This window comes from Ruegeria sp. HKCCA5929, from assembly GCF_013034525.1.
GTDB lineage: Bacteria > Pseudomonadota > Alphaproteobacteria > Rhodobacterales > Rhodobacteraceae > Ruegeria.
In genome coordinates this window covers 62418-76057 of record NZ_WQGE01000003.1, presented here as the reverse complement: position 1 = coordinate 76057, position 13640 = coordinate 62418, and the positions used below count along the sequence as shown (strand labels likewise).

Sequence of the window (13640 nt, the reverse complement as noted above, 5' to 3'; positions counted from 1 at the left end):
TTTTTTTCCTGCAGTATATCTTTTTGCCAATAACTTGATTCGGAGGACCACAATGGACGGTGCAGTCGTAAGAGAATCCAACCAGGATCGCATGCGGCGCATTCTGGGCGAAGACGGGTACGCGCAGCTGTTTCGCAACATTGACGAAGCCGCAGGCCTGCCAAACGCGGCATACTGGTCGCCCGAATGGTTCGAGATGGAGCAGGAACTGATCTTTCGCCGCTCCTGGGTGTTCGGCGGCGCGCGCGCGGAAATCCCCGAACCCGGCGACATGAAGCCCATCGACATCGCTGGCACGCCGATCGTTCTGGTCCATGGCCGCGACGGTGTGATCCGGGGGTTCCAGAACGTCTGCCGCCATCGCGGCATGCAACTGGTCACCGAACCCTGCAAAAAGGCCACGCTGACCTGCCCCTATCACCGATGGGCCTATGGGCTGGACGGCAAGCTGCGGTCCCGGCCGCATTTCGACGGGCCCAATTCCAGCGGCACGTTCAAAGACGGCGGCGGCGACAAGCTGGACCTGATCCCGGTCCGGGTAGAAGAGTTCTTTGGCTGTCTGTTCGTCAACGTTTCGGGCGACGCGGATCCGCTGGATGTGTGGATGGCCCCGGTTCTGGATCAGCTCAAAGGCTATGATCTGTCAGCCATCCGCTGGGCCGGGAAGCGCGATTTTACGGTCGAGGCCAACTGGAAGCTGGTTTACGAGAATTATATGGAAGGCTACCACGTTTTTGCCCTGCATCCCCGCCTGCTGGACTTTGCCCCAATGGACGTTCGGTGGTCCGGAGAATGGCGTGGTTCGACCTTCGTCAATGGCTACCGGTTCCCGAAACTAGAAGAAGGCCGCGGCCAGGGCCTGCCCCATTATCCCGGCCTGTCCGAGGAGGATCGCATGCAGGGACAGTGGTTCCTGACCATGCCGCATTTCGCAGTCGAGGTGTATCCCGATCAGTTTACTGTGTTGGTCGCCTACCCCGAAGCGCCGGACAGATGCCGAGAGGAACTGCACGTTTTCGTCATCGGAGATGAGGCCGCAACCGGCGACAAATACCGCAAGGAACGCGAAGACCTGATCCAGATGTGGGACGATCTGAACGTCGAGGACATATCGGTCCTCAAAGGGCTTCAAAATGGCCGCCGCTGCTTTGGATACGACGGCGGCCGTCTGTCACCGCATTGGGAAGGACCAACATTGGCCTATTCCCGCAAAATCATTGAACTGATGGCGGATAGCGAGACGATTTAACGGGACTTCATGATCACGGGCGTGTTGGTGTGAACGATCTGCAAATCGTTCTCACCATTGTTAATGTATTTATGTGGCTTATCGCCGGAAAACCCAAAACTGTCGCCTTCTTCCAGCACAAAAACATGGCCATCTACTTCCAGAGTCAACTGCCCGGACAGGACATAGCCCACCTCTTCGCCCTCATGGCTCAACGGGTTGTCGCCGGAATGACCTCCTGGAGAAAACTGCATCAAAGACATAACAATCTGACCGTCGATGCCGGGCGACATCAAATACACTGAATGATCCAGATACTCGGTGCCGGCAAGGCGTGAAAAGTCAATTCTACGGCGAAATCCCTTGCGAACGACATACTCGTTTTCCACAGGATCATCATTGGGCGAAGGCGGGAACAACCAGCCTACCTCGATCCCCAAAGCTGCACTGATCCGCTGTAACGCGTCCAAGGAAGGCTGCTTCTGCCCCCTTTCAACAAGGCTCAGAAACCCAACCGACAAAGACGCCGCTTCTGCGCATTCGGCCAGCGTCATACCCATCGCGCGGCGCACCCCACGGATTTCGTGGCCAACTCCAGCATTGGCATTCGCCGCTTCGGTTTGAGACGTTGAATTCGACTTTGTTACGCGCGCCATAAATCAGTTCCTGGACCTTTCGCAAAACTCTGGCAATCGACGCTTACACTGCAAACAAGGAAATGGCTATCCGCGCCTCCCAACACCCTCAAAACAAACTCTGACTGGGTAGATCAAGAACGTGATTTTGGGGGGTAACGGATTGGGGGCTAAGCTGCTGTCCGATGGCCGAGCCTTGGTCCGGTTCAAAATCAATCAGATTGAACGTCTTGCAGATCAGTCACCACAGCCACCGCCGTCTCCCGAGCCACAGTCGCCTGCATCTTCGTCGGCAAAAGGGTCATGACTTTCAAACACCAGCGTCAGCTCACTTTTAGAGCTCAGGCTATTGAGGGTGATTGCAAAGCAGACCAGCGGCACGCTCAACCAAAGCGCACCGAATAATAGATCGCCACTCTGAATGATGGAGCTGGCGCCGGTGCAAATGAAGACGATCAAGAAAACCAGCATTATGAAAGTTCCAACTTTATTTTTCATCTTCCAGATGCCTTTCGGAGGAGTTCCGAATAGCTCTTTGTACGCTCGGACGGTGGCCTTGTAGTCGTCCAGATGTCTGGGGCCTTGACCGCCGGGGTTGTGGTGCACGGGTTTGCCCAGCTTTTTGCAGAAGACATCCCAATAATCGCGACTGTGCTGCATATGCAGGTGCCACACCAAATCGACCGCCTTCGAGGGGACGTTTCGCTCTGATCGCGTGGCACAAAGATACATGAATTTCTTGTATTCAGTGATCGCAACGGCAGCAGTATCAGGAGAGATGCAGTTTTCGGCCATCAATTGATCAATGAATGGCGCGCCTGTCGCATCATCAGGCATTTTATGCGACTTAATCAGCTCCCATAGCTGAGTATTGAGAGAGGTCATCGGAGCCTCCTATGTTTTCTCTTTTTTGCGATTTCTGCCTAGCGCACGAATATGACAGGTTTGTGACACGAGCGGGAACGTGTTGGAAATTCAAAGACCTTGAACGGTTCACGACCTATCAGACCTACCGCCGGCATTGGGGCCCAGCGCTTTCAGAGCAACCCTGCACGCCTTCAGTCCTCAGGATTTCGCGCGTGTTTTCGACGCCACAAGTAATACGTTCCTGCGAACCAGAGTCATAACTGTCGATCCCTCACAGAAACAAGTTTTCGAAACGAGAGTGTCGGCGCTGATAAACATCTGTCGACACCCCGGTCCAGCGGCACCACGCAATAGGAAAACACGGAATAAGATGCGCTTCAGTGGTGAACCTCACCAAGGGACAATTCCTGAACGCAGTCCAATAAGGCATCGGTGTAATGAGATTTGTCGTCCCTCAGCCGAAAAAGCGGTACGGATATACTGACGGCGGCAATCGGGCAGGCGTTCTCGTCCAGGATGGCCGCGCCAAAACAAGCGATACCAACTTCATTCTCTTGACTGTCAAAAACGAAGCCTTGGGCACGGCATTGATCGATCTGCGCGCGCAATTTGATTGGATCAGTTGTTGTAAACGGGGTGATCGGCTGCAAGCTCGAAGCTTCCAATAGCGCTGAAAGCTTTTCGTCCGACAGCGCCGAAAGATAGGCTTTGCCGACCCCACTGGAGTGAAGCGGAACAAAGGTGCCTATTGTCGAGTTCATGCGCACCGTCTCAAGGCTTTCGATTTTGTCGATATAGACCAGTCCCTCACCGCTTGGCACGGCAAGGTGCACGGTTTCACCTGTCTGATCCCTGACGCGCACCAGGGCATCCCGGGCGCGGTCCCGAATGTCCGACGATGCTAAGGCAAGACGGGCAAGATTGACCAGACGTGGGCCGGGTTTGTACCTTTTGTCTCTGAGTTGCACGATCAGCCCTTCGGCTTCCAAACTGTTTAACAGGCGGTACAGAGTCGGGCGTGTAAAAGCACATTCTTCCAAAAGATCGGCCAGGGTTGGCGGGTTTTTGCGGTCACAAATGTGCTGCAACAGCCCGATGCTGCGCGCAAAGCTCTGGGTTCCTTGGACCTGTTTTACCATTCCGGCCTCTCAGATTGACGGCACATATCAACGATGTATATTTCCATATAATGAATCTTTTGTCCACAATGTGGTCATTCCAAACTGCTAAATTAGGTAAGCCGAAATGCCACTGACCGATACAGACGAAAACCCGATGGTGCCCTATAAACACCCGATGCCGCAGGATGCCCTGCCGGAAATCGTGGTGCCCAACGCGCTGGCCGAAAATGACCCCCGTATGTGGGTCCAGCAGACCGAGACGGTGTTTTTCCGCCCACTGTGTTTGAACGTAAGTCAAGGTTATTGGATGAACCTTTTGAAGGTGACCAAGGCAGGCGTTCTGTCCCGCCATCGCCATCCGAACCCCGTACATGGCTTTGTTCTGAAAGGCCGCTGGCATTATCTTGAGCATGACTGGGAAGCCACTGAAGGGTCTTATGTTTATGAGCCTCCGGGTGAGACCCATACTCTGGTTGTGCCGGATGATGTCGAGGAAATGATCACTTATTTTCAGGTCAATGGGGTGATGTACTATTGTGATCCTGATGGAAATCACCTCGGTTATGAGGATGTTTTTACCAAGATCGACATGTGCCGTGCGCATTTCGAGAAAGTCGGCCTCGGCGCTGACTACGTGAAGAACTTCATCAGGTAACACTCATGAGCAACGTATCATACGACTTTACAGGCCGTACCGCTGTGGTGACAGGCGGGGCAGCCGGGATCGGGGCGGAAATCGCACGCCACTATGCAGCAGCAGGCGCCAACGTGGCGATCTGGGATTTGTCAGAACCCGACGACGCCCCTGAAGGCGCGATCTCATGCAAAGTAGACATAAGTGACCCAGACCAAATCGCCGCAGCCGTTGCAAAGACCAAAAGCGCCTTCGGCGGCGTTGATTTTTTGTCGCACAATGCAGGTTTCGCCGGGCCGACCCTGAGCGTCGTGGAGAGCGACCCGAAAATCTGGGCGCGCGTCGTCGAGGTTAATCTGACCGGAACATTTCACTTGGCTCACGCCATTGTTCCACTCATGCAAGAGGCCGGCTTTGGTCGGATCATCAACATGGCATCGCTTGCGGGCAAGGAAGGCACACCCAACGCCTCGGCCTACTCGGCGTCCAAGGCGGGCGTCATCGGGTTTACCAAGTCGCTGGCCAAGGAACTGGCCCAGACTGAAATCCGTGTGAATTGCATCGCACCTGCTGCCATCAAAACGGCGATTCTGGATCAAATGACGCCAGAATTCGTGCAGATCATGATCGACAAATCCCCAATGAAACGCCTGGGCTGGGTTGAAGAGGCTGCACGCATGGTGATGTGGCTAAGCTCGGAAGATTGCACGTTCAACACTGGTGCCGTTTTTGATCTTTCAGGCGGAAGAGCGACCTACTGATCGCGTACATCCGCAATTTCACGCCCGGCCTTATGGAAGTGGCCGCACATGTATTGGCAGCGCAGCACGGCCCATAGTTTTTGCAAGCCCGCGCGCGCAACTGAAAGTCTTAAAACCGTTTTTGGCACCATCGGATTTGTCGGTGTTGTTTCGGGCTCTGGCACCTTGGCCAGTGAAATGGCGATCCGGGCGAGCAAGTCCCAGGAACCTGCTCGACCCGTTTCCAATATCCCCAGCCATACAATTTGCCGCCGTTTTGACCGGATCAGCTGCGCACCAAGTGCCCACCATCCACGTCCAGAACGGTGCCGGTCAGAAAGTTATTTGTCATGGACAGGACAACAGCTTGTGCGGCTTCTTCCGCGGTTCCTACGCGGCCGACAGGCAGGCTGCCGCCGACTTGCGCGTACATGGCCTCTCGTGCCTCTTCTGGCATTGCAGCATAGGCTTCCGTGTCAACCATACCGGGACTGATGCAATTCACACGGGCACGGCCCGACAGTTCCAGCGCCAGCCCTTTGGCTAAAGCTTCAACCGCCGCGTTTACCGCAGCCAGACCTGTTGTCCCGGCAGACGGGCGGCGGCTGAGCACACCGGAAAAGAATGTGATGGAGGCACCTTGGGTCAAAGCAGGCAGGACCTCACGCGCGGCCACATACGGGCCGATGAACTTGGCCTCAAACATACCACGCAATGCGTCAGTGGGCAGCTCTTCATAGGCCCCATGCGCAGCGCTTGAGGCCGAGATCACCAAGTGGTCCACCGTCCCGAGATTGGCGGCCCAGGATTTCACGCCTACCTCATCCGTAGTGTCTACGGGCGCGATTTGCACAACACCCCCGACCTCTGCCGCCGCCGCCTCAAGTTTGGCCAGACTGCGACTGGCAAGTGTGACTTTTGCCCCAAGGGCGACTGCCATCTTGGCCGTAGCCTTACCCATACCGCTACTGCCGCCGATGATGACGACGTGTTTGCCTGCAAGGGCGGTTTCAAAAACCGTACTCATTGTGTTGGTTCCTTGTCTTTAGGGTTACCTGTTCGGGTCAGTTGATGCTCAGCACAAGCTTGCCGGTCGTCTCGCCTGCTTCCAGACGGCGATGGGCCTCAGCAGCTTCGCCAATCGGCAACATGGTGATCTGAGGACGCAGAACGCCGGTTTCCAGCAGGTTGAACACGGTCGCCATATCAGCGCTGAAGGCATCGGGGCGGTTCAGGAAATACGTGTAGATATCGCTCACCCGCACTGAAACGGATTTCTGGAAATGCTTTGTCAGATCTTCGGCAAAGCCACCTGCGGGCGGTCCTGCAAGGAACCCAAACAATACGGCCGTACCTAGCGGTGCCAGCGCGTCGAGGTCCGATTTCAGTGTTTCGCCCGAGATTGGATTCAACGTCAGATCAACACCACGTCCTTCAGTGATCTCCGAAACTCGCGCAGCGACGTCTTCTTGGCGGTAATCAATAACGTGATCAGCGCCCTGCTCATATGCGTAGCCAAGCTTGTCGGTGCTGGCAGAGGCAATCACGGTCATACCCAGATGTTTGGCGATTTGCAGAGCCATCGTACCAACACCGCCCGCCGCCGCGTGAACCAGCACGGATTTTCCTGCCACTGCACCACCGAGATTGACCAGCATATGATAGGCGGTCATTGCATTAACCGGGATCGCGGCAGCGGTTTCAAAGGTGACATCGTCAGATAGCCTGGTCACGTAAGGTGCCCCAATCACGGAATGCGTGCCATAACCGCCCGCACCGATCGGCCCCATCCAAGCCACACGTTCGCCTATGGCAAAGCCTTCGACCCCTTCGCCCAGCGCTTCAACAACTCCGGCGCCTTCGACGCCTGGTACGTGCGGCAGGGCAGGCATCATACCTTCTGGCATCTCTCCGCGTCGGATGATCGTGTCGATAAAGTTAACGGCTCCGGCATGGTTACGGATCAAGACGTCGCCGGGGGCTGGCTGAGGAACGGCGCGGTCGGATTTGCGCAGAACATCGGGCCCACCGTTTCGCGTGATTTCGATTGCATAGGACATAACGTGTCTCCTTCTGTTGCGCAGAAAGTAGAGACCGTCAGTCGTAATGATAATCGTTGATTTCAGGAGTTATTATCTCAAAAATAGGATTATGATCTACAACGACCTTGCCCTGTTCACTCTTGTCGCTGACCATCTCAGCTTTTCCAAAGCTGCGGACCAACTTGGTATCCCTCTGAGCCGGGTCAGCCGAAGAGTTGCCGAATTGGAAAACCACCTCGGCACCAAGCTGTTTGAGCGCACGACCCGCCAAGTACGTCTGACAGAAGAAGGCCGCCGCCTTCTGGATCGCTGCCAGGAGCCATTCGAAGCACTGCAAGAGGTTGCGGGATTTGCCGACGAAACCAGACGCCAGACCATACGCATTACGGCCCCGCCCCTGGCCGCCCGTGCAACGATTGGCCCGCGTTTGCTGGAGTTTGCAGAGCGAAACCCACATGTGCAGCTGGAAATGACACCCACGAACGTCATGTTGGATTTTTTCAGCGACAATATCGATTTGGCCTTTCGGGTCGGTCCACTGACTGATTCCAGCCTTGTCGCAAAACGCCTTTGGTCGGTTCCTTACTGTTTTTGCGCCGGGTCGGGTTTTATTGAGGAGAACGGATTGAAGGGCGCGATTTCTCGGCAGGTTTTTCAAAGCTTACCTGCCCTTACCGCTGGCCAGCCTTGGGTTTTGGAAAACGGCGACAAACTGCAACCCAGAAATGTCGCCCACAGTTTAATCGACCTTGACGTCATCGCACTCGCCGCGCGTCGCAATCTGGGCGTTGCAATGCTGCCTCTGGACATGATGGGGGGAGATTTGCACGAGCTTGAGGTTCAGGATGCGCGACCTTTGACACGAGAAATGTTCGCCGTTTATCCCAGCCGCCGCCTGCTGCCCGCGCGGGTCAGAGCATTGATTGATTTCATGGCACCGGGATAGCGCCTACCATTCGATTGGCGCCCCATCGCGAAAGAAACCGCCTGTCGGGCCGTTGTTCGGCAGAGTTGCCGCCCAAACAACACCCCTCGCCCCCTCAGACACCGGGCGGCCACCCCCGCCCACGTCCGTGGCAACCCAACCGGGGCAAACGGCGTTGACAAGAATGCCTTCGTGTTTCAGCTCGGCTGCGGTTTTGATGGTCAGCGCATTCAATGCTGCCTTGGATACACCATAACCTGCCGTGCCACCGGACATGTCGCTCAGCGCGCCTGAACCGGAAGACACATTGACGATCCGGGCACTCTCACCACGTCGCAACAGAGGAGTCGCTGCGATTATGGTATCCCAAGCACCAAAAAGATTGGTGTCAAAGGCACGCCGCACGCGATGCAGGTCGGCGCAATGCGCCTGCTGATCCGTGTCGTAATCCACACCTGCGTTATTGATCAAAATATCGAGACGCCCGTAGCTGGGTTCAATCTTCAGAATAAAGGCGGCAGCGACAGAGTCCGGGTTCGATACGTCCAGCTGAAAGGCTTCCACCCCGTACCCGATCTCATCTGCGGCCCGATGTCCTTTATCCAGGTCTCGAGAACCGAGCAGAACTTTTACCCCATGATCTCTGGCCAATTGTCTGGCGACTTCTTTTCCGATGCCTCGGTTGGCGCCGGTTACAAGTGCGATGCGTTGGTTGGTCATGCAGATCCCTATGACTTTGTGTCAGCCGGCATATCTAAAATAGATCGTGGCAATGCAGCCAGCACCGGTCCACTCCTAAAAGTGGAACGGTGTAGCAGTCCTTCAATCTATCAATTTCCTTGATTTGCACGCTCGGCAGCAATGGCGACAAGGCCGCGATCTCCGGTTTCCCAAAGCGCCGTCATGGTCAGAGAGGTTACAACCCAGCGGTCCCCGGATTTTTCCAACGCATAATCATAGCGTCCGCCCAGAACCCACAAGCCATCCTCAATGCGGTGGGTTGCGGTGAAATCAGCCTGCGCCGTGGCTTCGGTTTCGGCAAGTGACGTGATGGTATGGTTGGTGACCATGTGGTGGGTGCTTTCAAACCCAGGCAGGAATGCAGACCAACCTGCGACAAGGTCGTCGGCGGGTTGGGTGACCGGGTCACCGCCCCAAAGGCTGGTGTAATCGGTCGTCACCGTATCGGCAAAGGCACCGCGCACACGGGCCCAGTCGTGACGGTCAGCACCCGCTGCGATATCGGTGATCGTGGTTGAGATGGTGGCCTGCTGATCGGCGAAGGCTGCGCTTGCGATCATGGTGGCAGCTGCAAGTGTGGCTGTAAGGTTTTTGGGCATCGGTCTACTCCGGGGTAAAGGGCAAGCGCCGAAGTCAACTTCGACGCCTGATAAGGTGTTCAGCTGTCCAGATCAGCGCGGAAGTGATCGGCCACGGTATCCGCCGCACGGGTCACATCCTCGGGGTTGTCATAGAAGTCGAACTGCGTGACGTCTTCCAGCCACTGAGCCGTCGCATTGCCCGCAAACCCTGCAAGGAAAGTCTGTACGCCCTGCGGGATGGCCGCGCTTTCCGAGTGCACAATAGCCAGCGGTTTGTCCAAACGCTGCGGATTGTCGGCAGGGTGATAGGTCAACCAACCTTCCCAGCCTGCATTGTTCCACTTGTCGTCATATTCGGGGATGCCACCACGGTCGGCCTCATAGTAATACCCACCAATCGGCATCAGAACACCTTCGGCACCTTCCGGCCCGGCCGCAGGAATAATCTGCCCACCCGCGGCTTCGGCAGCGTGGGAGACTTCGATCAACCCGGCAACGCCTTCTTTGCCGCCATAGACGGCTTCAACAATCTCTTCATTCTGAAGCCAGGGTGCGACAAGGCCGACGCGCTGAACCAACGGATTTCCGGAAACGGCATCGACCATGTAACCGGCCGAAGCACAGATCCCAAGCCCGTTGATGTGATCGGCATCCACTTCGGGCAGGGTCGCAACATATGCAAACGCTGCCTTGATGTCCGAGGTTTTGGCCTCGGGGCTTTCAACGTAGCGCACATTGTTGGGCAGGTCGCCCGACTTGCCCCAGCCACGGAAATCGAAGGTGAAGGCGGCGAACCCGCGCGACGCCATTTCCTGGGCGTAGTTGGCAGGCATCTGTTCCTGCACCGATGTCCAGGCCCCGGTGACAACAACTGTGGGCAAAGGCGCGTCACCGCGTTCTTCCGGCAAATACAGCGTGCCGGTCAGGATAGCCCCTTCGTTTTCAAAGGTTACAGTGCGGGTTTCGACCTGCGCAATCGCGGCAGTCGAAGCCATTAGTGCAGCGGCGGTGTTAAGGGCGAGGGTTTTCATGGCGGTATCTCCCAAAATCTGTCTGGTTGGGCTCAAGCCCGATGACATGAAAGATACGAAGGCGGCGGATGCGATACTTGCACCGGTCTGCCTGGTTTTTGAAAGATTCTGCTTCAGCCGTTTCGCCCATCACCCCGAAGCGAACTGGCCTGATACCTTGGCATGGGGGCTGGAAGCTGAAATGTATGTGGTCTGGAGACACCTGCACATGTAGGGCGATGGCGAAATGAATTTTCGAGACCCTGTAATCGCGAATTTCCGCACCGGGAAGAGTCCGGGTATTGGCGAAAGTCGTTCGACCGAATAATCCTCCCTAACGCCTTGGTCGGCCCGGCCTGACTGACCCTTTTTGAGAACGAGATGACCATGACCCCTGATATTCTATGTCTTGGCGAACCGATGCTGGAGTTCAACCAGCAGCCCGACGGGAATTACCTGCCCGGACATGGCGGCGACACGTCGAACTGTGCCGTCGCTGCAGCCCGCCAAGGCGCGTCCGTGGGCTTTGTGACACATATCGGAGCCGATACGTTCGGCAATTCATTCATGGATCTGTGGAAGGCGGAAGGCATCGGCACTTCAACCGTACGCCAAGTGACAGACGCCCATACCGGCGTTTACTTTGTGACCCACGGCGCGAATGGGCACGAATTCAGTTATTTCCGGGCTGGTTCCGCCAGTAGCCGGATGAGAGCAGAAGACCTGCCCGTCAAGGCCTTGCAGTCGGCAAAAATCCTGCATGTTACGGGCATCAGCCAGGCGATTTCGGACGTTGCCGCCGATGCCGTGTTCGCCGCCATCAAGATAGTGAAAGAAGCCGGCGGTCTGGTTTCGTACGACACCAACCTGCGCCTGAAACTTTGGCCGATCGAGCGCGCCCGCGCCGTGACCCATGCGGCGATGGCGCAATGCGATATTGCGCTTCCGGGTTTGGATGACGCAGAGCAGCTGACCGGGCTGTCTGATCCGGATGCCATTGCAGATTTCTATCTGAACCTTGGCGCAAATATCGTCGCCTTGACCCTTGGGGCAGAGGGCACATTGGTAGCCACCCCGAACAAACGCGAGCGCGTCAAAGGCCGCCGGGTCGAAGCTGTGGATGCCACCGCTGCTGGCGATACCTTTGACGGGGCTTTCCTGTCGCGTATTGTTGCCGGAGACGACCCATTCACCTCGGCCCGCTACGCGAACGCTGCTGCTGCCCTGTCGACCCAAGGATACGGCGCGGTTGCTCCAATGCCGTACAAGGACGCGGTCGAGGCGTTTTTGGCCGAAGGGGACTGACCCATGAAACACGCTGTTGTCATTGGTGGAACGCGCGGGATAGGCGCCGGGATCGCTGACACGTTGCGACAAAAGGGGTGGCGTATCACAGCTACGGGCGTTGGTGCAGACGAAGTGAGCCGCCACGCGAAGCTGAATCCAAATGACACGTGCACGCAGCTTGATGTACGCGACACCATTGCCGTGAACACCTTCTTTACCAATATGCAGCGCTTGGACGGATTGGTGAACTGCGCCGGAATACTGGCGCGAGGCGCAGAATATGATCTCGAAACCTTCGAGAAGGTGATCGACATTAACCTTACCGGCACAATGCGCTGCTGCCTGGCTGCGCATCCTTTGTTGGCTGCGTCGGGTGGGTCAATCGTGAACACCGCATCGATGCTCAGCTATTTCGGCGGGCCCCTTGTTCCGGCCTATTCAGCGTCTAAAGGCGGTGTGGCGCAATTAACCAAAGCGCTTGCCGGAAAATGGGCCGCTGACAGCATCCGCGTCAACGCCGTAGCACCGGGATGGATCGAAACGGAAATGACCGAAGCCCTACGTGCCGATCCGGCCCGCAACCAGCCGATCCTGGGCCGTACACCGCTGGACCGTTGGGGTAAACCTGCTGAGGTCGGAGCCTTGGCAGCGTGGTTGCTGTCGGATGAAGCCGCTTTCGTAACCGGTGCCGTATATCCCGTAGACGGCGGCTATTCCGCGATGTGATGATCTGTGCCGCTGAGTCATCCCAGCGTTAGACCATGCTGAAGATCGAAGTGATCTTTCAATTGCCCTTTTATAGTTCGTTCGCAAACGGTATTTTAGAGCCTCGCTCCGGCCCACCTAAACAGGCAGGCCGGACAAAGTGAGTGGTTCTGCTTAGTCGTACAAAACGGCCGAGATCTTCGGGTCGTCAATGTTTGAGGCGTCGTAGTAGTAGAAGCCTGTGTCGATCAGCGCCGGAACCTCTTCTCCGTTCAGGGCCGCAACCGCTGCCTTCACCGTTTCATAACCGATGCCCACCGGGTTTTGCGTGATTGCACCCGCCATCAGGCCGCTCTTGATTGCGTCTTTCTGGGCTTTGCCGCTGTCATAGCCGATGATCACCAGACCTTCGGTCCCCAATTCCTGAACGCCGTTTACCACACCGATGGCCGAGCCTTCGTTGGTGCCAAAGATCCCATTCAGATCAGGGTTTGCCGTCAGAATTGCTTTGGTGACTTCGGTCGACTTCAGGTGGTCGCCCTGGCCGTATTGAACCGTCACAACTTCGATATCCGGGTACTTCTCGGCCATGCGATTGACGAAGCCGTCGCGACGATCGATCCCGGTGCGGCTGGTCTGGTCATGAGCGACAACCGCCACCTTACCCTTGCCTCCGATTTTTTCGGCCATCTTGTCTGCGGCCAGCCCGGCTGCTGCAAGGTTATCCGTCGTCGCGGTAGAAAGCGGAATGTCGCTGTCTACACCGCTGTCGAAAGCGATGACCGGAATGCCCTTATCGTTGGCCTGTTTCAAAAGCGGGATCGCGGCCTGACTGTCCAGAGCCGCAAAACCAATAGCCTTGGGGTTATTCGCCAAAGCTGCGGCCAGCATGTCGATCTGGCGGTCCACCATGGTCTCGTTATCCGGGCCTTCGAAGGTGATGGTGACGTCAAACTCATCTGCCGCCTGTTCCGCGCCCGACTTCACCGCTTGCCAGAACTGATGCTGGAAACCTTTGGACACCAGTGGGATGTAGATTTCTTCGGCTGCCGCCATCGAGGCGGGTCCTGCCAGGGTAGCCGCGCTCAGCGCACCCAGAATGAAACGACGTGATAACATGTTTT

The 13640-nt window shown here is 56.5% G+C and carries 16 protein-coding genes; 7 read left to right on the top strand and 9 right to left on the bottom strand.

All coding sequences use genetic code 11. The annotated features are described in order from the left end of the window. Window positions 1–52: 52 nt before the first annotated feature. On the top strand, window positions 53–1249 hold the full coding sequence (locus tag GOV90_RS09315; protein ID WP_171095495.1) for an aromatic ring-hydroxylating dioxygenase subunit alpha: 1197 nt from the start codon (window positions 53–55) through the stop codon (window positions 1247–1249). Here the strand turns inward: GOV90_RS09315 and GOV90_RS09310 are convergent. The 3 genes from GOV90_RS09310 to GOV90_RS09300 form a co-directional block, all read right to left on the bottom strand. Further along, the gene (locus tag GOV90_RS09310) at window positions 1246–1884 is read right to left on the bottom strand and encodes a cupin domain-containing protein (protein ID WP_171095493.1); all 639 of its coding nucleotides are present in this window, start codon (window positions 1882–1884) and stop codon (window positions 1246–1248) included. The genes GOV90_RS09315 and GOV90_RS09310 overlap by 4 nt on opposite strands. A gap of 216 nt (window positions 1885–2100) precedes the next feature. Further along, complete coding sequence (locus tag GOV90_RS09305) at window positions 2101–2748, bottom strand: hypothetical protein (RefSeq protein WP_171095491.1); 648 nt, start codon at window positions 2746–2748, stop codon at window positions 2101–2103. 359 nt (window positions 2749–3107) lie between these two features. Next, window positions 3108–3869: an IclR family transcriptional regulator gene (locus tag GOV90_RS09300; protein ID WP_171095489.1), complete on the bottom strand. Its 762-nt coding sequence runs from the start codon at window positions 3867–3869 to the stop codon at window positions 3108–3110. Between the two features lie 106 nt (window positions 3870–3975). Between GOV90_RS09300 and GOV90_RS09295 the strand changes: the two genes are divergently transcribed. Further along, a complete protein-coding gene (locus tag GOV90_RS09295; RefSeq protein ID WP_171095487.1) occupies window positions 3976–4506 on the top strand; it encodes a 2,4'-dihydroxyacetophenone dioxygenase family protein in 531 nt (176 codons plus the stop codon). Window positions 4507–4511: 5 nt separating this feature from the next. Then, the gene (locus GOV90_RS09290) at window positions 4512–5246 is read left to right on the top strand and encodes an SDR family NAD(P)-dependent oxidoreductase (RefSeq protein ID WP_171095485.1); all 735 of its coding nucleotides are present in this window, start codon (window positions 4512–4514) and stop codon (window positions 5244–5246) included. Window positions 5247–5511: 265 nt separating this feature from the next. On the opposite strand, the gene GOV90_RS09285 is transcribed toward GOV90_RS09290, so the two are convergent. Then, the gene (locus GOV90_RS09285) at window positions 5512–6252 is read right to left on the bottom strand and encodes an SDR family oxidoreductase (protein ID WP_171095484.1); all 741 of its coding nucleotides are present in this window, start codon (window positions 6250–6252) and stop codon (window positions 5512–5514) included. A 37-nt stretch (window positions 6253–6289) separates the two neighbouring features. Next, window positions 6290–7285: a zinc-binding dehydrogenase gene (locus GOV90_RS09280; protein ID WP_171095482.1), complete on the bottom strand. Its 996-nt coding sequence runs from the start codon at window positions 7283–7285 to the stop codon at window positions 6290–6292. Between the two features lie 91 nt (window positions 7286–7376). Between GOV90_RS09280 and GOV90_RS09275 the strand changes: the two genes are divergently transcribed. Then, the gene (locus tag GOV90_RS09275; RefSeq protein WP_171095480.1) at window positions 7377–8213 is read left to right on the top strand and encodes a LysR family transcriptional regulator; all 837 of its coding nucleotides are present in this window, start codon (window positions 7377–7379) and stop codon (window positions 8211–8213) included. 3 nt (window positions 8214–8216) lie between these two features. Here the strand turns inward: GOV90_RS09275 and GOV90_RS09270 are convergent, their stop codons facing one another. The 3 genes from GOV90_RS09270 to GOV90_RS09260 all read right to left on the bottom strand — a co-directional run bounded on the left by GOV90_RS09270 (window position 8217) and on the right by GOV90_RS09260 (window position 10545). After that, complete coding sequence (locus GOV90_RS09270) at window positions 8217–8912, bottom strand: SDR family oxidoreductase (protein ID WP_171095478.1); 696 nt, start codon at window positions 8910–8912, stop codon at window positions 8217–8219. A 110-nt stretch (window positions 8913–9022) separates the two neighbouring features. After that, the gene (locus GOV90_RS09265; protein WP_171095476.1) at window positions 9023–9532 is read right to left on the bottom strand and encodes a nuclear transport factor 2 family protein; all 510 of its coding nucleotides are present in this window, start codon (window positions 9530–9532) and stop codon (window positions 9023–9025) included. A 59-nt stretch (window positions 9533–9591) separates the two neighbouring features. Continuing rightward, on the bottom strand, window positions 9592–10545 hold the full coding sequence (locus GOV90_RS09260) for an alpha/beta hydrolase (RefSeq protein WP_171095474.1): 954 nt from the start codon (window positions 10543–10545) through the stop codon (window positions 9592–9594). Between GOV90_RS09260 and GOV90_RS09255 the strand changes: the two genes are divergently transcribed. The 3 genes from GOV90_RS09255 (at window position 10544) to GOV90_RS09245 (ending at window position 12537) form a co-directional block, all read left to right on the top strand. Further along, on the top strand, window positions 10544–10759 hold the full coding sequence (locus tag GOV90_RS09255; RefSeq protein ID WP_171095472.1) for a hypothetical protein: 216 nt from the start codon (window positions 10544–10546) through the stop codon (window positions 10757–10759). The two genes, GOV90_RS09260 and GOV90_RS09255, sit on opposite strands and share 2 nt — an antisense overlap. A gap of 152 nt (window positions 10760–10911) precedes the next feature. Then, on the top strand, window positions 10912–11829 hold the full coding sequence (locus tag GOV90_RS09250; RefSeq protein ID WP_171095471.1) for a sugar kinase: 918 nt from the start codon (window positions 10912–10914) through the stop codon (window positions 11827–11829). 3 nt (window positions 11830–11832) lie between these two features. Further along, window positions 11833–12537, top strand: coding sequence for an SDR family NAD(P)-dependent oxidoreductase (locus GOV90_RS09245; RefSeq protein ID WP_171095469.1), 705 nt, complete (start codon window positions 11833–11835; stop codon window positions 12535–12537). 153 nt (window positions 12538–12690) lie between these two features. On the opposite strand, the gene GOV90_RS09240 is transcribed toward GOV90_RS09245, so the two are convergent. Further along, window positions 12691–13635, bottom strand: coding sequence for an ABC transporter substrate-binding protein (locus GOV90_RS09240; protein WP_171095467.1), 945 nt, complete (start codon window positions 13633–13635; stop codon window positions 12691–12693). Window positions 13636–13640: the final 5 nt, after the last annotated feature.